The sequence below is a fragment of the Microbulbifer hainanensis genome (assembly GCF_014904735.1).
GTDB lineage: Bacteria > Pseudomonadota > Gammaproteobacteria > Pseudomonadales > Cellvibrionaceae > Microbulbifer > Microbulbifer hainanensis.
Genome location: NZ_JACZCR010000004.1, coordinates 85,481 through 109,247, shown reverse-complemented (window position 1 = coordinate 109,247; position 23,767 = coordinate 85,481). Strand labels below are relative to the sequence as shown.

8 protein-coding genes are annotated in these 23,767 nt (G+C 58.7%); all 8 read left to right on the top strand.

Annotated elements, in window-relative coordinates; all coding sequences use genetic code 11:
* The first annotated feature begins 5 nt into the window (after window positions 1-5).
* A complete protein-coding gene (locus IG168_RS02255; protein WP_193161523.1) occupies window positions 6-602 on the top strand; it encodes a tetratricopeptide repeat protein in 597 nt (198 codons plus the stop codon).
* Complete coding sequence (locus tag IG168_RS02250) at window positions 599-940, top strand: hypothetical protein (RefSeq protein ID WP_193161522.1); 342 nt, start codon at window positions 599-601, stop codon at window positions 938-940. Before IG168_RS02255 ends, IG168_RS02250 begins: the two co-directional genes overlap by 4 nt.
* A gap of 82 nt (window positions 941-1,022) precedes the next feature.
* On the top strand, window positions 1,023-1,823 hold the full coding sequence (locus tag IG168_RS02245; RefSeq protein ID WP_193161521.1) for a MotA/TolQ/ExbB proton channel family protein: 801 nt from the start codon (window positions 1,023-1,025) through the stop codon (window positions 1,821-1,823).
* Window positions 1,823-2,425: an ExbD/TolR family protein gene (locus IG168_RS02240; RefSeq protein WP_193161520.1), complete on the top strand. Its 603-nt coding sequence runs from the start codon at window positions 1,823-1,825 to the stop codon at window positions 2,423-2,425. Before IG168_RS02245 ends, IG168_RS02240 begins: the two co-directional genes overlap by 1 nt.
* Entirely contained in the window at window positions 2,422-2,961 is a 540-nt protein-coding gene (locus IG168_RS02235; RefSeq protein ID WP_319024642.1) for an ExbD/TolR family protein, read from the top strand. Before IG168_RS02240 ends, IG168_RS02235 begins: the two co-directional genes overlap by 4 nt.
* A 9-nt stretch (window positions 2,962-2,970) precedes the next feature.
* Window positions 2,971-4,347 (top strand): AgmX/PglI C-terminal domain-containing protein, encoded by a 1,377-nt coding sequence (locus IG168_RS02230; protein WP_193161519.1) that lies wholly within the window; start codon window positions 2,971-2,973, stop codon window positions 4,345-4,347.
* A 573-nt stretch (window positions 4,348-4,920) separates the two neighbouring features.
* Window positions 4,921-18,480, top strand: coding sequence for an isopeptide-forming domain-containing fimbrial protein (locus tag IG168_RS02225; protein WP_193161518.1), 13,560 nt, complete (start codon window positions 4,921-4,923; stop codon window positions 18,478-18,480).
* Window positions 18,480-23,675, top strand: coding sequence for an OmpA family protein (locus IG168_RS02220; RefSeq protein WP_193161517.1), 5,196 nt, complete (start codon window positions 18,480-18,482; stop codon window positions 23,673-23,675). Before IG168_RS02225 ends, IG168_RS02220 begins: the two co-directional genes overlap by 1 nt.
* The last annotated feature ends 92 nt before the right edge of the window (window positions 23,676-23,767 follow it).

Below are 23,767 nucleotides of genomic sequence, written 5' to 3'. Positions count from 1 at the left end.
TTGCAATGCGAAAACCAATAAACCGGGTGCTGCTGGGCGTACTTGCTGCGGTCGCGGTCACATTGTTGGCATCCTGTGCCTCTACACCTTCTCGGGGAGGGAAGGTCACCGATTTTTCTTCGGTGCGGGTATCCGGCAGCGTCAATCGTGACTTTGAACAATCATTGGAATATCTGCGCGGAGAAAAATACCCCGAAGCGATTGAATTGTTGCAGTCCGTGATTGACCGGGAGCATCGCCTTCCTGCTCCGTACATCAATCTGGGCATCGCTTACTACAAAACCGGGGATGAAAAGAATGCGGAAGAAACTTTTCTGCAGGCGCTCAAAGTGGATGCAGAAAATCCGGTAGCCACCAATGAGCTGGCGGTCCTGTATCGCAAGCAGGGGCGTTTCGCGGAAGCGCGCAAGTTGTATACCTCATCCCTAGCAGAACACCCGGATTATCTGCCGATGATCAAAAATCTTGGCATATTGTGTGATCTCTATCTGCAAGATGTATCGTGTGCTCTGGCACAATTTCAGCAGTACCTGAAACTCGAACCCGAAGATAAGGATGTCGCCATCTGGGTGGCAGACCTGAAAAGGAGAGCCGGCAAATGAATCGAAGCCAAAATCTGCTTTCGGTCGTGATCGTCCTGGCAGTATCTAGCCTGAGCAATGTATCCGTGGCTCAGAGTGAATCGGCGGAAGAGTCCGCGAAGCCGGCCAAGGCAGCTGAAAAGAAGGTAGACAACAAGGTCAAAGAGCTGTCGGGAATCTCGATTATCGGTAACAAAGAGGCACCGAAGTCTCTGTACATTGTTCCCTGGAAAAGTTCCGAAGTCGGTGTCGAGAGTGACCTGGTGTCCAGCCTGATGGACGACAAGCTGAAACCGCTTGATAAAGAGGTTTTCATGCGGGAGCTGGAATTTTACCAATTGAGTCTTACCGACGAGTAATGCATTTTGCCGCCCAAGATCCGTGGCCGGAAATTTTTAACAAACAGCGAACTACACGCAGTATTTTTAAAGAGGGTTTGTGATGGACTTTTTCAATAGCGTAATCGCGTTCTTCCAGACAGGTGGTACATTCATGTACCCCATTCTGCTGGTTGCCGCGCTGGGGATTGCGATAGCCGTCGAACGCTATATTCGCCTGATTTATGAGCGTCACACCAATCGCGCCATGTGGGACAAGTTGCAACCGGTTCTGAATTCCGGCGACTTCGATCGCGCGCGTAACCTTGTCAAGCAGGATAACTCCGGCGTGAGCAAAGTCCTGGCGATGGGGCTTGCCCGTCAGGGCGCTGTACGCCGCCGCGAGGACATCGAAATCGCGATGGAAGAGAGCATGATGGAGATCATTCCGCAGCTCGAAAAGCGCACTCCCTATATTGCGCTGCTATCCAACATTGCCACCCTGCTCGGCCTGCTGGGTACCATTATGGGCCTGATCGAGGCTTTCACCGCGGTTGCCAACGCCAACCCGGCAGAAAAGGCCGACTTGCTCTCCGCCAGTATCTCAGTGGCGATGAACACCACAGCCTTCGGCCTGATGACCGGTATCCCACTGCTGCTGGTGCATGCATGGCTGAACTCCCTGACTGGTGAAATCGTGGATAGCCTGGAAATGGTTTCAGTCAAGGCTCTGAACCTGATTTCCATGTCCACGCGCCGCCGTCGTGACGTCAATGCAGAAGATGGTGTGTCCGAGTCCCGCGTGGCGGAGCCGGCCGTGGAAAGCAGTTCGAATGCCGCGACGGCAACCGAGGAAACTGAAGAGTCGACGCCCGAAGTTGCAGAAGAATCTGCCGACGAAGAACCGCAACTGGAAAAAGTGTAATGAGAAGTCGGCGTCACGCTAGAAGCAAAGAAGCTCCGGAGCTGGACATTACCGCCTTCCTGAACTTGATGGTGGTGCTGGTGCCTTTCCTGCTGGTGTCCGCCGTGTTTTCACGGGTCACTATCCTGGAGCTCAACATGCCCAGCGGGGCAGGGGGAGGCGCGCCCGATGATCCAGCGGTCACCGTAGAAGTGGTGGTACGTAAGGATGCCCTGGAGGTTAGTGACGGAGAGAAGGTGATTGCGCGCTTCCCCAACCTGAATGGCGGGGAAGAGGGTAGTGATGGTTCGCCGCAGGCTGACGCTGCAGGAGAGCTTGGCGCGGCGGGCACGGAACAAGCCTCCACTGAAATGTTGCCGACCAATGAAGTATATGACCTCAAAAAGCTCAGTAACTTCCTGTTGAAGATTAAGGGCGGTTATCCGGATAAAACGGACACCATCCTGCTAATGGAGCCAAATATCGCCTACGAACACCTGGTCGGCGTAATGGATGCAGTGCGTTCCGTCGATGTTCGCGAGGAGGGTAGTGATCCCGAAGATCCGGATGCCGTGGAGCATGTAGTGCTGTTCCCGGATATTTCCATAGGAGATGCGCCGTGAAGAGAGAAAGCCGACGCATGAAGCGCATGGCGCGTCGCCATGGCAAGAAAACGCCGGGTATGAACCTGACATCGCTCATGGACGTATTCACCATCCTGGTTTTCTTCCTGTTGACCAATACCTCCAGCAATGAAGCGCTGGAGCCGCCGAAAGTGATCACGCTGCCGGATTCCGTGGTGGAAACGAAGCCCCGGGAAACCGTAACGCTGATGGTGACAGACAAGGAGATCCTGGTGGAGTCCAAATCTGTCGTTGCTACTGCCGATGTTATTGACAGTGAAGAAATAGTAATCGAAGCCATCAAGGAAGCGATGATCGCTCAGATGGACAAGGCCATCAGTGTGGCTCGGGCCGATCACGATGCCACTGCGGAGGGGGAGACCGAGGAGGATCCCCAGGAAGAGCCGCCGGAAGTCAATATTCTGGCTGACAGAACCATACCGTTCAGTCTGCTCAAGAAGGTGATGTCCAGCTGTACCGATGCCGGTTATACGAAAGTATCCCTGGCGGTCATTCAGAAAGCAGCGCAAGGTTAGTAGAAGTTAGTGAGTAATTTACTTCAACAAAGGCAGGCGGTGAGTGGCGAGCTGGATCAGGTTCGCCACCGCATCCGTGTGCTGGAGAGTGAGCACCAGCTGATTGACGAGAAGTTGGCTGCGTTGCGAGAGGATGAATCCAAGCACCGACTCCTGGACGAGATCTCCGAGCGTCTCAACAAACTGGAAGAAGTCGGTGCCGGTGAACTCTTCTGGGCAGACGAATACCGGGAAGATGCCGCGCAGGTGGTCATCCGCCGTATCCAGCGGACGGTCAGCGTCTACAACGCCAATCTCGACCTTTTGCAGGAGCGCCGTCGGCGTGTGCTCGAAAAAATCGAGGACTGCAGGGATGAGATCCTTGACCTGGATGAGCGAGCCGAGCAGATCCGCCGGGAGGCGGAAGAATCGCAGTTTGAATTCGAAGTCACCCGTGATATCGAACCGCAGGATTATCGCCGCTCTGTTATGCCTTGGCATAAGCAGGGCGACGACGAACGACGGTTCCGGCGCTGTATTCTTGCTTCGCTACTGATTGCGTTCCTGCTCGGCTATCTCGTGCCGCTTTGGACCCTGCCGCAGAAGGATGAAGACAAGGTTGTGGAAATCCCCGAGCGCCTGGCCAAGCTGGTCATCGAGAAGAAGACCAAACCCAAGCCGCCACCGGAGCCGGAAAAGGTCCAGCCAAAGAAAGACGAGAAGAAGCCAGAACCTAAGCAGAAAGTGGCCAAGGAAGAACCGAAGCCATCCAAGTCTGAAAAGAAAGAGGCGCGCAAGAAAGCTGAGCGGGCCGGGGTTCTCGCCTTCAAGGATAACTTCCAGGACCTGATCGAGGATGACCTCGATAATCGCCTCGGAGAGCGCTCGCAACTGAGTACCGCGGGTAAGAAAGAAAACCGCAGCCAGCGTTCGCTGATTACCGCGGCGGCAAAAGCCGGCAGTGGCGGCATCAATACCGCAGAGCTCAGCCGCAATGTCGGTGGTGCAGGTTCGTCCCTGGCCGGTGTCGCTTTCTCGCGAGTCGAGAGCTCGATTGGCACCGAGGGCGATTTCGCCGGTGAGGATCGGCCGCTCAGCGATGGCGCAGGCCCTTCTCGTACGGACGAAGAGATCCAGATCGTCTTCGACCGATACAAGGCGACGCTTTACCGCATCTACAACCGCGAGCTGCGTGAGAACCCGGCCTTGCAGGGCAAGATGGTGCTGAAGATCACTATCGAGCCGGACGGTTCGGTTTCCATGGCGAAAGTAGAGTCGAGCGATATGGATTCGCCGACATTGAATGCCAAGATTGTCGCGAGGGTGAAGCGGTTTAACTTTGGTCCGAAGGCCGGTGTGCCGACGATCACGATCCTCTACCCGATCGACTTCCTGCCCGCAGGTTAAGGAATGTCCGGCATGCCTTCGCCGCTTTGGTGGAGGCAGCCGGTTGGTCCGGACAGGATGTTGCGAATGCCGAAAGTCCGCATTCATTGCCGGGAAATTGCTGTCTTGCGCAGTCTTTTTTTTGCAGTGGTGGATTCAGGCTTCGCAGCAGCTGTCAAGTCAGCTTGAGAAATTTTTTCTGCAGCTGGTGATTACTTAGACAAAGCCAGTTCGTTACTTAAGATTTCACCTCAACTTCCCCTGAGAACCACTTGGCAAACTTGAAAAAAGTTCCCTGCCAAACTGGTAATTTTGACCTGCTTCACGGCCTGTTTTCTCCATCCCGAATAAAGTCCGCCCACCGGGCAGTGTCTGCCCGCCGGCGCGGTGCCGGGCGGAACTTCAACTGAGAGCAGTGGCTGATAAGTGACGATGATTGCGGATGTAACTGGGCGAAAATCAATACAGACTACGCTTGTTGGCTTTGTTCTTGCCTGCAGGGGCGGGTTGCTGGCTGCAGTGGGGAGATTGCTGGCAGCTGCACTGCTGTTAGTGGTATCTGGTGGAGCTTGGGCAGCTTACGGTGATATCTGTGTGGCTGGTGAGCAAAATCCGCCCACCAACCTGGTGACTGTACAGAATGGCTACTGCGAGTTCTGTGGTTACGGCTTTGTGGAGGTTCAGATCACCAACCCGTACCGGAGGGGTACCAATTCTTCCGATGGTGATCAGGAATACGAGACTCAGGTGGTTACGATAGCTGGTGACCAGAGAACCCAAAGCCGTCGCAACCCGGACTACGGCTCGCAAAACCCTGCCCTGGATTTCGCAAATAATGGCCTCACCATTTCCCTGACTGACGGACTTGAGCGCTATACCGGTGTTACGCCTACACTTCCGCTGGGTGGCAACGTTAGTGGCACCAGCACAATTACTGTCAGCAATATGTCGGACCTGGCCCCAGGCCAGACAGTTACGGTGCGTATCCCGATACACCGCAGCCCGACCAATAGCCCGGAATCCCTTTTCAATACCAATCCCCAGGCCACGGCGACCATCAACTACAGCATGGCTGATAGCTGTAGCGATAACCCCGGCCAGCGTGAAAATTTCCGCAACGACAATTGGTATGACCCCTGTGGTGGAAATCGCTGCTCTGGATCGGAGGATCCCAATGGTTATCCCACCGATTTCTGGCGGGACTACAGTCGCCCCGCGAACCAGAACTCCGCCAATATCGACGTCCGCCAGCCGGGTATCGCGCTAAACAAGCAGGGCTGGAACTACGACAGCGGCCAGCGCGAGGGCACCCGCAGCGACCAGGTATTTGGTCACAATGACGATGACATCGTCTGGCGTATCAACATCCGAAACACCGGTAACGCCCCTCTGCAGGATCTGCGTATCGATGACGTGCTGAGCCGCGCTGATGTGATGGATGAGAATTATGTTTGCCCCACTGCGGCGGCTGCCGATGCGGTTGCGGCCAATAATGGCGCGCTGCCTGTAGGATCGAGCTGTGTCGCCACCGATGCCACTACCGGCACGGTCCTGGCTAACTGGGATGTGGATGCGCCCTTTGGCGATAACGCCAATGTCGGCAACCCCTACGCCACAACCATGAACAACGCCCTTGCGGGCAGCGCCACTGATGCAATTGACATTAGCCAGGGCGGCGATATCAATCTTTATGTCGTCGGCAAGATCCATAGCAACGGCTCATGTGCTAGTGGACGATTGACCAACAGCTTCGAGGATGTGCAATTCGGCTGTGCGGTGCAGACACCGCCCGGTGGTATCGATTCTAACCAGTCGGAAACCGCACAACTGGATACCTATTACGGTCTGGGCAGCGGCAACAACGCCCTGCGCGTGGAGCGGCAACTGACCGGTGTCACCGGCACCGGCCCGGTGGGGATGCGCGGCCTGATGACCATCACACTGCGCAATGAAGGCCGAGGCACCGTCTGGTTCGACCCCTCCATGGCCTGGCATTTGCGCGATGTGCTGCCGGATGAATACGTGGTGGATCCCAGCTTTGAGCCGACCATCGAAAGCGCCTATTCCCTGTACGGTGCATACCCCGGTCGGGTGGATCAACTGGAGTGGGTCAATGTCCAGGGCACCATTCCGGGGAGCACCAGCGACACCACCAGTTACCTCAATAACTCCAAGCCGCAATTCAAGCTGACCAGTAGTACTTCGGATACCGATGCCGATCAGGCAGAGGAAAGCACCGGCCTGATGCGCCATGGCGATGTGGTCGTTATCCGCTTCGCGGTGGTGATGAAAGATGCAGACTATTTCGACCGCGCCGCTGACCTGGACGTACAGCAGGAAGATCCGAGCACGAGCCTGTACCAGCGGCCCGGAGAGCTTACCGACCCGAATCTGAACGGCTTCTCCAGCCTCGACAATACCCTGGAAGTGCAGGTCAAGACGCTCTGTGACGTTCAGGGCGTACTGCAATCCACCATGACTGGCAATGGCCAGAATAATACCTTTGCAGCCAGCGATACCGGCACACCGGTGGAGTTCGCGCCGGAAGAGCTGGATGTCAGTATCGACCAGCCCACCTTCATTCTCACTGACGACCGCAGTCAGACGACACCCCTATCGGTCACGCTGACCAATAGAGGGGGTGATGAAGCGCGGGATTTCCGTGTTTTCATCAGCTTTGGGGCCACTATCAATGTGGTCAATGACGTGCCCCCGGCGGGTTTCAGCTGTGCGGTGGTTCCGATTACGCAGACAAGTGTGGACGGCAATGGTCGCCCTATGGGTCAGCCCGATCCATATAAGGTGTGGGCAGTAAACCCGGCGCCGGATCAAGTCAATAAAATGCATATGCTGCTGCCTACTGACGGCACGGTGTACCAGTGCGAGCCGAATGGAGCATCCCTCAACGCGGCGCTCGCTGCAGGGGCGAGTGCTACTTTCGATTTCGAGGTCAACAAGACCACCAGCCCGGCAGGTATTGCTGCCGATGACCTGACTTTCCGCGCCGATGTGGTAGGGGAAATTTTCACGCTCAGTGATTTCACCATCGCGGCGACTCAAGTGAGCGCTAATACGGTCGGCGTGAACCAGGTCACCAACGGTGGTAACCGCAGCATTTCTGCAATTACCGTCAATAATCCCACGGCGATCACCAATGGCAATCCGCTGTGGTTCCCGGCTCCGGGCAGCGCAGGCAATATCCGCAGTGATGGCGAGGTGGATCGCGGTAATCTCTACTCGCTGGATGCGCACTGGTCGCGGGGTATCGGCTTTAACCTGAAGAAAGATCAGGTGATCGCCGGTGACACCGATACCGGCAATTTTGGTGGACAGCCGGACCTGGGGTACTGTAACGAAAATACCGGTGACGTCAGCCGAGCGCCCGCAAATACCTTCCCCGGCCAGACCAAGTCTGCCGAGTACGTACAGATCGGTGAAGAGTGTACCGTGCGTATCCAGACCGGTGGCTGGTTTGGTTTCGATTCCCGCGGCTTCAACTTTATCGGTGTGCGCGATATCCAGGTGCTGGATCAGATCCCGAACGGGCAGAGCTATATCTCAAGCACCGCGCCCCTGGTCACGCCGCAAATTGCCGGCGCCACTCAAACACCAAACGATCCTGCCACTTCACCCCTGAATGAGTTCAGCCCGTTTGGCTGGCGCTTCTCGGGTAACCAGGCCTCTGGTTACGGTGGCGCGCCAAATGAAGGTACTTATATTGTCGATACTGACCAGTGGTTCACCATTAACAGCACCAGCCGCCTGCTCAATAAGACCCAGAATGACCGGGCAGCACCCAACGTCCAGGCTAGTGACAGTGCCAATATATTGGACTCATCGTTTAAAGGTATTTTCTTTAATAACAACACTGGTGTCTGGGAAACTTATGAATTCGGTAGCTATGGTGGTGGCGAAACCACCGGCTACCCGAAGGAGCCTATCCGGCGCGTCGATGTAGTCGTTACCGAGCCCCGGATTGATGTAGTGAAGGAAATCTGTGAATCCACCGATTTTAACGCCAGTACGGGAACCTGTGGCGCCGGTTGGACTGCAGATTACAACGGCGCTGTTACCACCAGCGATTACATCTATCGCCTGACAATCAATGGTGAAGACCTGGCAGGCGGGCACCCACGTGCGCCAGTCTATGACCTGACTGTGGAAGACACGCTGCCGGACTTACTGCGCATCGTTGATCTGGATAGCGACGGTATTGACAACGATGGCGATGGTGTCGTGGACGAGGCGGGCGGTGAAGGTGTCATCGTCGGTAATGTCATGAACGATGGCAACGGCACCACCATCACCTTCTCCCACACTCAGGGCGTGGACGGTACCGGTCTGCGCCGGCTGGAGCCGGGTGCCAGCGTGCATCTGTATTATCGCGTGGACCCGGACGATCGCATTGCTCCGTCTGAAACCCTCACCAATACCGTAGCCGTGACCTACTACGACTCGCTGGAAGGCAGTGGCAATGATCACGGAAACCAGACCGTTGTCACGCCCGGCAGCGGCGAGCTAGGCGGCGCGCGCACCTATCCTGCACCCGGTGATACGGGCACTGAAGCCAAAGCCTCGCTGACGTTCACTGAACCGACCACCGAGCCGAAGACCATTACCGCTCTCTCTGAAACGCCACTGACGGGCAGTGGTACCCAGCAGGTCAAAATCGGCGAGGAAATTGAATACACGCTCACCGCCGAGCTCCCGGTCGCCCAGTTGCGCAACCTCACTGTCACCGATGAATTGCCGCCGGGTCTGGTGTGCGCGGAGGCCCCCACCATTGACCTGAGCAACGACGCCCCGTGGAGCGCCGCTGGTTTCAAACGCCCTGATCTCTCCGATGTGGGCGATATAACACCCTCTTGTACCGACAATCAGGTGCAGTGGACCTTTGGTAATGTGGTCCTGACGAGCCCGTCGTCTGATCGGGATCCGAATCGTTTCACTTTCCAGCTCACCTTTATCGCCAGGGTGCAGAACAGTGCCGACAATAATGACGGCACTTCCCTGATCAATGGTAAGCCGGCTACTAACGCCACGCTGGAATGGCGTGACGAAAGCAATACCGATCACAGCCTTGATTACGGTCAGGTAGCCGCACAGGTTACCGAACCAAATATCGTCCTGACCAAGTCGTTCGCCGTCACCAGTAGTGATGCGGACGATATTCTTACTGTTACCGTAACGGCGGAAAACACCGGCACTGCTAACGCCTACAACCTGCAGGTGCTGGACGACCTCAGCGGCAAGAAACTGACCTTCCTGCAGGCCTCGGGCGTGGCGGGGACGGACCCGCCCGATAATGTTGATACGACAACAGGTGGTGCCAATGCGCCGATATTCAGCTGGAACCGTGCCAACGCCGATTACACCATAGCGCCGGGTGAAACCAAGTCCTTTACCTTCCAGGTGCAGGTGGACCAGGATGTAGAGCCCCAGGAAATCCTCGACAACACCATTCAGGCACGATGGCAGTCACTGCCGGGGCAGGACGTAGCGCTTAATGGTGGTGGCCAAATAGGTTTGGATGGCGCCATCGACGGCATGCGTATCGGCGTACTGCCGAATGCCGGCGATGCAATCAACGACTACGAAAGCAATGCTGTGGCCCAGACCGAAGTGCCGCCGCTGCAGTTCAGTAAAACCGACCTGGATCCGTCCGTGGTCCCGACCATCGGTGCGCACAAGCAGTTCCAGCTGGAGATACAACTACCGGAAGGTGTGACTAACGACGTCGTCGCCACCGACCAGCTGGGCAGCCCGGAAGGCTATGTGCTGTCCAACAATACCGACTACGACATCACCTATGAGTTTGTCGGTATCAGCCAGATCAACGGCAAGGCGCCGTCTGAAGCGGCCTTCAACAGTTTCCCTGCGGATAACACCGCTGGCACTGCCACCTGGAATATCGGCACTGTCGCCACCGAAAGCGAAGACGACACCGCCGGCAGCGCCATCAGCCCGGTGATCCGTATCACCTACTACGCGCGGGTGCATAATGACAGCGCGACCGATGCCGGGGATTCGCGCCAGAACGGCGCCGCGCTCGCCTACACCAACGGCGAAAGCGGCGCGACTGAAAACCTGAGCGACAACACCGCCGCAGTTACCGTGGTGGAACCCCAGTTGACGATCGACAAGACCGTCACCAACGCCACCAATCCGGGCAACCTGCCGGTGGGCGGCGACGTGCTCGAGTACACTGTGACGGTTCAGCACGCCGGCGGCTCCAGCGCCGATGCCTTTGACCTGAATTTGGTGGATACACTGCCCAGTGAGCTGCAATTCGACAGCAGCTTTACGCCGACCGCGAAAGTTGGTGGAGTCGATATCGGCGGTTTTGTCGCCACACCTGCCGGTGCGCCGACTGGGCCGCTGGTCTGGGGTCGTGACAACGGCGACAACAGCCTCGACTTGAAGCAAGGCGAAACGCTGGTGCTGGTTTATCACGCCAAAGTCACCGGCGTGTTCGGCCAGCCGATCAGCAACAGCGTGGTACTTGGGTGGACCTCTCTGGACGACAGCAGCCCCAGCGATACGACCTATGAGCGCGATGACTCCGATTGTGTCAACGGTGTGGCAAGCGGCTTTAACGACTACTGTGCCGGGCCTGTAGAAATCTCTATCAACACCGTCGACAACACCGGGATCATCAAGACAGTAGTCGCGGATACCGATACAGATACGCCGGTTGGTCAGCTGCGCGTGGGCGACACCGTCACCTACCGCCTGGAACTGAACCTGCAATCCGGTACCACTCCGGCTGTAACCATCACCGACCAGCTGCCCGGCGGCATGGTTTTCGATTCCGTGGTCAGCATCAACGGCGACACCACCGCGCCCTACAGCGACAGCGCGAACGGCTTTACCTATACGGCCAACAGCGTACCGGCGGTGGATGCGACCGGTGCAGTGGTCTGGGACCTCGGCGACATCACCAGTGAATTCGGCAACACCAATGCGTTTGTGATCGAGTACACGGCGAAAGCCGCGGCAGATGCCGGTATCTCGCCCACAACGGCGACGCTGACCAATACCGCGCAGTTGAATTACACCGGTGCGGCGTCGGTCCGTCAGGACGATGCAGACATCACTGTGCTGCAACCGGAAATTGACGGCCTCACCAAGACCGATGCCACCTGGCCGGCGTCACATACTGACGTGGATCCGGCCAACGACATTATGCATTTCACGCTGCACGCCTGTAACAGCGGTCTGGCTCCGGCCTACGACCTGTCTGTTACCGACACCCTGGCCACGCAGATGGATGAAACTTCCATCGGCAACGTGCAGGTCAGTGTCGATGGCATCGGCGTTTTGACCGAGGGCAGCGACTATACCTACACCGCGCCGACAGCGCGCGGCGGCGACATGGTGTTTGCCATCAGCTCGGGCATTCCCGCGGGAGCCTGTTTCGATATCACCTACGAAATCGGTTTCCACACGGATATCGGCGGTGGTGAAAGCTGGGTGAATACCTTCAGCGTTGACGACTACTGGTCTCTACCCGCGGAATCCGGGCAGCAGTACAGTCCGGTAGCACTGCCCAGCCCCTACCCGATGGGCACGGCCGCCACCAGTGTGACTGCACCGCAGAAAACGCTGTTGTCCGGATCGACAGCTGCGGTCGGCGACGAAGTCACCTATCGGATTCAGGTCCCGGGCAGCGCGACCACTTCGGCAATTTACGATGTGGCGGTAGAGGATGTGCTCGACCCCAGTCTCGAGCTGATCGATGTACAGGAAACCAGTGGTAACGGGCTGGCCGTCACAGACAACAGCAGCGGTAACGACCTGAGCTTCGCCGTCGACCTGATTCCTGCTGGCCAGGTGGCGATTTTCGAAGTGCGTGCAAGGGTTGCGAACAATGCCAGCGCGCAGGCCGGACACAACTTCGACAATATGGCGAGCTATACCTATGCCGCCACTGTGGGTGGTGCGACGGAAAGCGGCGGTACGGCAACCGCGCCGACGCTGACAGTGGTCGAGCCGGAACTCGGCCTGGTGAAAAGTGTTGCCAACCAGACCAGCCCCGGAAATGCGCCGGATGCCGGCGATGTCCTGCGCTTTACGCTCGATCTTACCGCGGCGGGTAATCCGGAAAACTCGGATGCCTTTGACCTGAGTGTCGTCGAGCAAATGACCGCGGGTCTTGAGTTTGTGCCGGGCAGTGCCACTTTTGGCGGTGCTGCGCTGGGCGATCCCGCGATCAGCGGAGACGGCGTTACCACTCCCCAACAACTGAGCTGGATTCGGGCCAACAGCGATCTCGACATTCCCGCAGGTAACGCCCGTCAGCTGGTGTTTGATGTGGTGGTTCTCGACAGTGCGCTGGCCGCCAGCGACCTGTCGTCCACCAGCCATATCGAGTGGACCAGCCTCGACGAAGACAACAGCAGTATTTACGAACGCAATGGCAGCGCGACGCCAGCCCTGAATGATTACTTCATTGACGGTACGGTGGCGCAACTAACAGCGGCCAATGATAGTGCGCTCACCAAAATACGCCTGGACGATTCCTATGGCAGCGGTGATGCCCAAGTCCGTGTCGGTGACTTTGTCGAATACGAACTGCGCCTGTCCCTGCCCGAGGGCAGCCTGCCCAATGCGACTCTGGTGGACACCCTGCCACAGGGCATGGTGTTTGATCGCACCCTGTCCATCAACACAGACAACAGTGCCCCCTTTACCGCCAGTGCACCGTTCAGCCATGACGATGTGCCGGATCCGGTACAGGCCGGCGATCCCGCCAGCGGATCCACCACGCTGACCTGGAACCTGGTTAACCTGGTCAATGCCGGTGACAACAACACAGCCAACGACGAGTTTGTCATTCGCTACCGCGCTCGTGTGCTGAACCAGGACTCACATCCGTGGCCGGCCAATAACACACCGCTGACCAACAATGCCGACTTCAGTTTCGATGCGGCGACCGGAGCGGAAAGCCGCAACGATGGCGAAACCCTGGATCTGCTGCAGCCGGAACTGGCACTGGCAATCACTTCCAACCCGGCGACTGGCAGTACCCTGAGTCCCGGCGACAGCATCGATTACACCGTCACCATTACCAACAATGGATCGGCGCCGGCCTATGACCCGGTTTTCCGTGACACCATTCCGGCAGGATTGCGCCAGTCCGGTGTCAGCGTGCAGTCGACCAGTGTGAACGGTGTTGCGGTGGCCAACCTGGCGCCGGCATTCGATAGCACCACGGGCGATGCCGTGTGGAATTTCAACGCCGGCAGCACCTACGCGATCAATCCAGGCCAGAGTCTGGTCATGACCTATCGGGTACTCGCGGACAGTAACCTTGGCTCCGGTCTCAACCTGCAAAACGCCGCATTCGTCGAGGTGTATTACTCATTCGACGACAACCAGCTGCCGACCCTCGGCGACGCCACTGCGACGGTGGATATGCGCGAGGATTACGGCCCTACAGCGCCGCAGAGTGTGCAGTTCAATACGCCCAACGCGTCGCCGCTATATATCGAAAACACGCAGACTACAGCCTCGATTGGCGAGCCTTTCCGCTACCGTGTGACCATTCCGGAATCACCGCAGACAACGGCACTGCACGATGTGCGGGTGCTGATGAATCTCGGCAGCTCCGCAGCGGATCTGGTATTTGTCGAAGCGGCCAAGGTCTCCGGCAGCCAGGCATTCACCCCGGTGAATACCGGATCCGGAACTGACCTGGTCATAGAGGACACGGCCAACGGCATCGATGTACCCGCCGGCGAACAGGTGGTAATCGACGTGACCGTTCGTCTGCGCGATACCAATCCGCCGAATGTGGATGGCCTCACTTTTACCAACAGCGCCAGCTACAGCTACAACTACAGCAACGACGATGCGGCAGCGGGGCAGGGGGCAGGCGCCGGCAATACCACTGCGGACATGACGGTGGTCGAGCCAACCGCACTGATCATGGACAAGCGCGGCCCCGCCAGCGTGCAGTCGGGGGTGCCCGGTCGCTTTACCCTGGATGTGCACAACACCGGCACCGGCCCGGCGTGGGATCTTAATATCACCGATATACTGCCGAACCCGGATCCGGGCGGCATGTGTGAGACACCGCCGCAGAACTTCTCCGCACAAATTGCTGATGGTTCCGGCAATACCGTCAGCACGCTGACCGCCGGTACTGACTTCAACACGGTGTTTGATGCGGACAACTGTACGTTGACCGTCACCACCAGCGGTGCGGCTGCAGCCGTGCCTGCGGATCACCGTCTGTTATTCAGCTACGATACCTACCTCGATGCAGACACGGTCGATGGCACTACCCTGACCAACGTCGCCGGTGTCGAGCTCTGGCACAGCTGGGACAGCACCCTGCCGGACGCGCGTCAGTACACCCGTGCCGCGCCCACCGACGGAACGCCATCCGTAGACGATCACGAGGATGCCTTCACTATTACCGCCGCGGTACCGAGCGTGTCTTTCCGCAAGGTGGTGGAAAATGTCACCAGCGGCCAGAGCCCGGCGAGTGTCGCGAAGCCAGGCGATCGCCTGCGCTACACGCTGACACTGACCAACCTTAGTGCAATCGATGTCGACGGTATCGATCTCACCGATGAACTCGGCCGCCTGAACAGCCTGCCGCTGTACCAGGCGGGCACGCTCGCGGTGATCGACGCCGCCGGTGGCGACAGCAGCAATACCGATGCGGCGGGCGGCGCACAGGGCAGCGGCCTGCTGGATATCCGCAACCTGTCGCTCGCCGGCAACGGTAGTCTCAATATTGTCTATGAAGTGACGCTGGCGGCTGTGATCGACAGCGGCACCGCGGTATTAAACCAGGCCCAGGTGCAGTTGCCCGGCCAGTTGTTGCAGGACAGTGACGACCCGAATATCAATGGTGCCGACGACCCCAACACCGCCGGCGATGAAGATCCCACCCAGGTAGTGATCGATTCGGCGCCGCAGCTGGTTGTGGAGAAAACCTCGCAGGACATGACCGGCGATGCAGACCTGCTGATGGTCGGTGACACGCTGCGCTACACACTGCAGGTCGAAAACACCGGTGATGAAAACATTGTGGATGCCGTCCTGCGCGATCAGGTACCGGCGAATACCACTTATGTTGCCAATTCCACCACGCTGAACGGCGCCGCTGTGGCCGATGTTGGCGGCAGTACGGCACTGGCGTCAGGCATGGCGATCAATTCGCCCGGGGAAGCGCAAGGGTTTGTCGGCGCGGCCGTGGCCGATGCGGCACCGGTGGTGATTACCTTTGATGTGACCATCAATGATGTCAACGACGGCACCATCATTTCCAACCAGGGCTTCGTCAACGGCGATGGCGCTGGTAGTGGAGCACTCGACGAGCAGCCGTCCGACGATCCGACGACCGATACCCCCGACGATCCGACCATCGACATTGTCGGCGACGTACCATTGTTGATCGTACAGAAGACCGTGGCTATCGCCGTCGATAACCTGTCAGCGGGTATCGTCGATCCGGGCGATGTCCTGCGCTACACGATTACCGTTGCCAATATGGGCGGCGTGGACGCGACAGACGCAGTGCTGACGGACCAGGTCCCTGCCAATACCACTTATGTTGCCGGCTCCACTACGCTGAACGGCTTTGCCGTGGCCGACAATGGCGGCGGCAGCTCGCGTCTGGATGCCGGTTTGCCGATCTCGTCCGACGATTTGACGCCGCCGCTGCCCGGAGCGGGCGAGGGCGTGGTTACTTCTGCGCGTACCGCAACCGTCACTTTCGATGTCAGCGTCAACGCGGCAACTGCCACCGGCACGGTGATCAGTAACCAGGGCAGTGTCTCAACGGTGGAATTACCACTGACGCTGACTGATGCCGACGGCAATCCCAGCAATGGCGCGCAACCGACGGATATTGTCGTCGGCGACGCACAGCAGCTGTCGATTACCAAGGAAGTCGCGGTCGTCGGTGGCGGCGCGGCCCTGCCGGGTGCCACGCTGGAATACCTGGTAACCGTCACCAATATCGGCGGCGTACCTGCCGGCTACGTGGCGATTACAGACGACCTGCTGGTGGCCGGTGACGGGGTGCTCACCTATGTAGCGGATTCCGCGCGTCTTAATGGACAGGCAGACGGTATTACCGTGAACGGATCGGTGATCAATGCTGATTTCGCCGGCACCTTCGGTGAATTGCAGCCCAGTGACACCGCGACCCTGCGTTTCCAGGCCAAGCTGGGTACGAACCTGGCGATCGGTTACCGGGTGCTGAATACCGCTGAAACCACCTGGAATGATCCGGCCTCCAGTGCACAGGCCAGTGTTGCCATCGACGTGGGCGGTACACCGGGCATTGCCAACCTGAGCGGTTACCTTTGGCACGATGTGAATTTCAACGACCAACTGGATCCGGAAGAGCGCCTGCTGCAGAACTGGACCGTGGAGTTGTATTTCAACAATACGCTGCTGGAAACCGCGCAGAGCGATGAAAAAGGGTTCTTCCAGTTCGACGGTCTGGTGCCCAACGCAGTCGGTGGGGCGAGTTATGAGTTGAAGTACACGGCCCCGAATGCCAGTGACAGCACCGCGTCCCTGGGTAATGCCAGCTCCGACTTTACCAACGGACCTCAGCAGATCAGCGAAATCTACGTGGGTTCCGGTTCCAACCCGCAGAACCTGAACCTGCCGCTGATGCCGAATGGCGTGGTCTACGATTCGGTGCTGCGCCAGCCGATTTCCGGCGCGGTTGTCACTATGTTGCGCGCCTCCAGTGGGCAGGTGTTGCCGGACCGCTGCTTCGATGACGAGAAGCAGCAAAATCAGGTGACCCAGGCCGGCGGTTACTACAAGTTCGACATCAACTTTAGCGACGCGGCCTGTCCGGCCAACGCGGACTACCTGATTCAGGTACAGGTGCCCGGTGAGGATTATCTCTCCGGCGAGTCGCAGATCATCCCGCCGCAAACCAATGTGGAAACCGCCGGTTTCGACGTGGGTGCCTGTCTCGGCAGCAATGCGGACAAGGTTCCGGGCACAGCGAATCACTGTGAAGTTCAGTCGTCCGAGTTCGCGCCGCCTATCGACGTGGATGCCCGCAGTGAAGCGACGGATTACTACCTGCGCCTGACCCTGGACGACAACCGGATTCCCGGCGAGAGCCAGTTGTTCAACAACCACATCGCGCTGGATCCGCAGCTCGACGGCGCCCTGTCGATTACCAAAACAGCCTCACTGCTGAATGTGACCCGCAGCCAGCTGGTGCCCTACACCATTACGTTCGGCAACACGCTGCCGGTACCGCTGACAGATCTGCGCCTGGTGGACTTCTTCCCGGCCGGCTTCAAATATGTCGCTGGTTCCGCTCGGGTAGATGGCAAAGCCATTGAACCGGAAGTGAATGGCCTGCAGCTGGTTTGGCCGAACCTGCGCGCGGAACCTGACCAGACACGCACAGTGAAGCTGCTGCTGGTCGTCGGTTCCGGTGTGGGTGAAGGCAAGTACATCAACCGCGCGCGGCTGTTCAACCAGCTGTCGGGACAGGTGGCATCGGGCGAGGCATCGGCGACAGTGCGCGTCGTGCCCGATCCGACCTTCGACTGTACTGACGTGATCGGCAAGGTTTACGACGACAAGAACATGAACGGCTACCAGGATGCGGGCGAGGGCGGCGTGCCGGGTGCACGTGTGGTGACGGCCACCGGTCTCCACGCAACCACCGATGCCCACGGCCGTTACCACATTACCTGTGCGGTGGTGCCGAACCAGGACCGCGGCTCCAACTTCGTGTTGAAGCTAGACGACCGCAGCCTGCCGAGTGGCTACCGCCTGACCACGGAAAACCCGCGGGTACAGCGCGCCACCCGAGGCAAGATGATCAAGTTCAACTTCGGCACCAGCCTGCACCGTGTTGTGCGCCTGGATCTAGCCGAGGCGGTCTTCGAGCCGGGCACCACGGAACTGCGTCCGCAGTGGAACTCGCGCACCGATCTGCTGCTGGAGAAACTGCAGGAAGCGCCTTCGGTCCTGCGTCTGTCCTACCTGGCGGAGAATGAGGATCCTGACCTGGTGGATCGGCGCCTGCAGGCCATGAAAGTGCGCATCGCCGACGAGTGGGCGCGCAATTACGGCGACTACGAACTGACGATTGAAACCGAAGTGTTCTGGCGGCGCGGCGCGCCGCCGAGCAAGGGAGGATTGGAGTGATGTCCTCTGATAAAAACGACAAGCGCGGTGTGCAAAGCGGTATGAAAAAAGCGGTGTTCCATCCTGTTGCAGCAGCCATCGGCCGCGAACGCTATTTCGCCGCGGCGATGGCCGCACTGCTGGCGCTGCCTGCGGTGGCACAGGAAAAAGAACAGAGCCCGGGCGGGGATGCCGCCTGGTGGCAGGTGTGGAAGCAGATCCCTGGACTGTCGCCGGCCATTGAAGAGCCGGAAACTGAAATCATCGAAAACCCGGTTGGCCACAACACCGAAACCATGATTCTTGGCCAGCCGCGCAAGCAGTGGGTACAGGATGCGAGTCTGTTTACCGAAGCGCTGGCACCGGTGGCGGAAGAGAATGCGATTGATCCGCTGGAATACGAGGCTGTCGACGACCCGGTGGCGCCGGAGGATCTCGAAGCACTGAAAGTGAAACTGGCCGAGCTCGCCGATAAACACAACCTGAAACTGGACTTCATTGGCCACACGGACGCCGATCCCTTGAGTGAACAGGCGCTGGCGGCATATCAGGACAAGCAGGAGTTTACCCGCGCAAGGGCCAAGTACGTTGCGGATTACTTTCAGTTGGCGCTGGACCTGCCCAAGGACGCGATTACTTTTGAAGGCCGCGGTGACGAAGAGCCGGTTGCGGACAATGTCACCAGCAGTGGCCGCGCGCTGAACCGCCGTGTTCAGGTAAAGCTCAGTTACGACGAGCTGGATGAGGACGCGCAGGCGGAAATGCAGCGCGCCCAGGCGCTGCAGCTGAATCGCGTCAAAGTCTGTCGCCAGGAAACCGTCTGTCGCCTGCACTACAAGGCTGGCAGTGAACAGCGGGCGCGCCTCAAGAACCTGGTGACACCTCTGCGCCTGCAACCGGGGCAGGCGGACCTGCCCGAAGCCTTTGTTCGCCGTATACGTGAAGTGCGCGCGAACCTGGCGGACAAGGAAAATCTGGTGATCCACTTTGTCGGTCACACTGACGGCTCACCGCTGCCCGAAGGGCCGGCCAACCTCTACAGCGACCAGATGGCACTGTCCCGCGCCGAGGCGCGGCGCGTGGCGCTGGCAGTGCGCGATGCACTGAATTTGCCGGATGCAATGGTGAGCAGCAGCGGCAAAGGGGATACCCAGCCACTGGTGCCCAACGACACGCCCAAAGGGCGCGCGCTGAACCGGCGCGTCGAAGTGGAATTCTGGTACGACGACCCGATGGAGACTGCCGGCGACGGTGTGCAGGCATGTCCGGAAGCGGCTGGTGCGGAGACGATTACTGTCGCCTATGAATCGCCCACCGGGGCTCTGCAGCCAATCCGCTTTGTCGACGGAAATCCGGCCATCCCCGATTCTGAACTGAGCCATATCCGCAAAGTGATGGCAGAAGTGGCGGGCAAGGCCAATGTGCGCCTGAGCTTTGTCGGCTACAGCGATAACGAGCGCATGGAGCGCCGCGAGGCGATGGTCTACGGCGACGATGTCGGCCTGTCGCGCGCCCGCGCGCGCCGCACCATGGCGGCCGTGCAGCAGCAACTGAACCTTAGTGATGAGCAGGTGGAGTTTGAGGGGCGTGGCTACGTGCAGTCCGACGATGTAGTTGCCAATGGCTTCGTCACTATGGACGGCGCCCGTGTGGAAGTGCAGGTGCTGTACGACGAGCTGGCAGTGCTCGCCGATCAGGACCGGTTGGAAATCGAGCGTATTAACCGCGAGGCGCTGGCCCACAACCCGTATGCACTGAACCTGATGCGTATTACCGTGGATGGCAACCCGGAATACGATCCCTACAAGAACTCCGCCGACCTGCAGCGCTGTACCGATGTCGCGCTGGAAAATGCGCATATCCAGTTCCGCTTCGACAATAAAAAAATGTCGCCGCGGCTGAATGTGAGTGCCTGGCCGAATACCATCCGCTACGCCGACGATCCCGAAACGGAAATCGCCGACAGCCGGGTACAGTTCCAGAGCTACACCAATTACCCGAGCTTTATCGATCGCGCGGAAGTGCGCCTGTTCGAAGAGGATCAGTCGGTGCGCGACAAGCCGCTGGCAGTGGTGGCGCTGGATGAAAACGGGCGCGGCGACTGGCAGGCAGACTTTGACGAATTCCAGGCGCCGCTGAAAAAACTCCAGTACCTGTTGCGGGTATACGACGACAATGGACGCTACGATGAAACCCGGCCGCAGACGCTGTGGCTGGTGGATCACGTGGATGCTCCGACGGAAGACAGCAACCCGGAGAAAGAGTTGCTGGTGGGTTACGGTGAAAACCGCCTCACTCGCCAGACGATTCCGTTGAACGGCAATACAGTGCTCGTAAACGGCGCGCAGATCCCGCCTCAGCACACCGTATGGCTGGCCGGCAATCCGGTACCGGTCAACGATCAGGGGGAATTTGTCGCCGAGCAGATTTTCACTCGCGGCCTGCATACGGTGGAAGTGGCGGTACTGGATCCGGAAGGAAACGGTGAACTCTTTCTGCGCGACCTGAAGTTTGCCAAAGATGACTGGTTTACCGTCGGGATTGCGGATCTGACCGTCGGCCTGGACGATACCAATGGTCCCGCGGCACTGGTCACCGGTGACCAGACCCACTACGACAACTCTGTCAGTTACGATGGTCGCCTGGCGTTCTACACCAACGGCAGTTTCGGTGATGGCTGGCACCTGTCGGCGAGTGCGGATACCGAAGAGGGACCGGTGGATGAACTCTTCTCCAACTTTATGGAGAAGACCCCGGACGCGCTGTTCCGTCGCCTGGACAGCGATCTCTACTACCCGACCTTCGGCGACGATTCCACGGTGGTCGAGGATGCGCCGACCTCCGGCAAGTTCTACGTGAAGCTGTCCAAGTTTGATGACTACGGTATGTGGGGCAACTTCAAAGCGGCCTACACCGATAACGAACTCGCCCATATCGACCGCGCCCTCTACGGGGCTAACGGCCACTATGAAAGCGACGATGTCACCAGCTTCGGTGAGAAACGCTTCCAGATCGATGGTTTCAGTGCGGAACCCGGCACCATCGCCGGGCGTGATGAATTCCGCGGAACCGGCGGTTCCCTGTATTTCCTGCGCCACCAGGACATCCTGACCGGTTCCGAGCGGCTGCGTGTCGAGGTGCGGGACAAGGACTCCGGCATCGTGCTCGCGGTGAAAAACCTGACCCCGGTCATCGATTACGATGTGGATTACATTCAGGGGCGCGTGCTGCTGAACAAACCGCTCTCCGCCATCGCCAACGATAACCTGCTGATTCAGGACGGCTCCTACAACGGCAATCCCCAGTACCTGGTGTCTCGCTACGAGTACACGCCGGGCTTTGAGCAAATGGACACACTGGCCGTGGGCGGCCGCGCGCACTACTGGCTGGGCGACTACGTCAAACTCGGTATTAGTGGCACCCAGCAGGATGAAGAGGACAACGAGACATCCCTGCACGGCGTAGACCTGACTCTGCGCAAGAGTGCCGGCAGCTGGCTGAAAATCGAAGCGGCTGACAGCCAGGGCGGCAACCTGGACAGCACCTCTTCGTACGATGGCGGCTTCAGCTTTAACAGTGACAATCCGGTCGACCCTAATGCCAAGGCCGGTGCCTCACGGCTGGAGGGCAGTCTGCAACTGAGCGATTTCATCGAGGACTCACGCGGTTCCGGTACCTTCTATCACCAGGAGCGCGAAGCCGGCTTTTCCGCCCCCGGTCAGCTGGTTTATGGGGATACCACCCAGTACGGCGGCAGCATCAATGTGCCCATCGGTACCCGTGCTGATATCGATCTGAAAGCCGACAGCAAGGAACAGGAACTCGGCCTGCAGACAACCGCAGTGGACCTGGCTGTCGGTTATCAGCTCAACGACCGCTGGAGAGTCACCACCGGCGCACGCGCCGACAGTCGCGAAGATTTCTCACCGGTAGTACCGGCCACGCAGACCCAGGGCGATCGCACCGACATGGCCGTACAGGCAGCGTACGATTCCGGTGCCGACTGGAGTGCATTTGGCTACGTGCAAGGTACCCTCGAGGCGACCGGTACCCGCGAGGAAAACAATCGTGTTGGTTTCGGTGGCGCCTACCGGGTGAGCGAGCGCCTGTCCCTCGACAGTGAACTTTCCGGTGGAGATACCGGTACGGCGGCGCGGCTGGGTACCGATTACCTGGTGACCGACCGCACCAACCTCTACCTGAATTACACCCTCGATAATGAGCGCACCGACACCGGCGTCCGTGCGCGCAAAGGCAGTATGAGTACCGGCTTCCGCAGCCGCTACTCCGATAGCCTGAGCGTGTACGGTGAAGAGCAATATAGCCACGGCGATGTCGCCACCGGCCTGACTCACGCGCTGGGGATGGATCTGGCACCGAATGATCGTTGGACATACGGCACGACGGTAGAAGCGGGCAAGCTGGAAGATCCGCGCACCGGTGCAAAGACAGATCGGCGCGCGGTGGGCCTGAATATGGGCTACAGCGCTGACGAGGTCCGCCTCTCCTCCGCGGTTGAATATCGCACGGACAATATGGAGACGGCAGTCGACCCAAATACCGTGACGGAAAATGAACGCCAGACCTGGCTGCTGAAAAATACTGCCAGCTACCAGATCAACCCGGATTGGCGCCTGGTCGGAAAACTCAATTATTCCGACAGCAAGAGTTCCCAGGGCGAGTTTTACGACGGCAAGTTTACCGAGGCGGTGATGGGCTATGGCTATCGCCCGGTGAATAACGACCGCTGGAATACCCTGCTGAAGTACACCTACTTTTATAATGTCCCGACCCGGGATCAGGTGACGGTGCAAAATACAGCGGCAGAATTTATCCAGAAGAGCCATATCGTATCGGTAGATACCAGCTACGACCTCACGCGTCGCTGGACCCTGGGCGCCAAGTACGCGTATCGCCTCGGCCAATTAAGCCAGGATCGCCAGGATCCGGAGTTCTTCGACAGCCGTGCGAGCCTCTACGTAGTGCGCGCCGACTGGCATTTCGTCAATCGCTGGGACCTGATGGTGGAAGGGCGCATGCTGGACCTGCCCGATGCGCAGGACCGTCGCAGCGGTGCGCTGCTGGGCCTCTACCGGCATATGGGCAAGCACCTGAAAGTTGGGGTCGGTTACAACTTTACCGATTTCTCTGACGATCTGACGCAACTGGATTACGACAGCCAGGGTGTATTCCTGAACGTGATCGGCAAGCTGTAAGTCGAGTCCGGACCGCCGCCAGAGGGGCGCGCGGTCCGGTACAGAGGTAAGGTAGCTAGAGGATCAGATGCCCCGCGGATTTGCTGACGGCA

Bases quoted from the DNA above. Each gene is read 5' to 3' on its own strand.
- IG168_RS02220 (WP_193161517.1), top strand. From the start codon at position 18,480: ATGTCCTCTGATAAAAACGACAAGCGCGGTGTGCAAAGCGGTATGAAA.
- IG168_RS02250 (WP_193161522.1), top strand. From the start codon at position 599: ATGAATCGAAGCCAAAATCTGCTTTCGGTCGTGATCGTCCTGGCAGTA.
- IG168_RS02255 (WP_193161523.1), top strand. From the start codon at position 6: ATGCGAAAACCAATAAACCGGGTGCTGCTGGGCGTACTTGCTGCGGTC.
- IG168_RS02240 (WP_193161520.1), top strand. From the start codon at position 1,823: ATGAGAAGTCGGCGTCACGCTAGAAGCAAAGAAGCTCCGGAGCTGGAC.
- IG168_RS02245 (WP_193161521.1), top strand. From the start codon at position 1,023: ATGGACTTTTTCAATAGCGTAATCGCGTTCTTCCAGACAGGTGGTACA.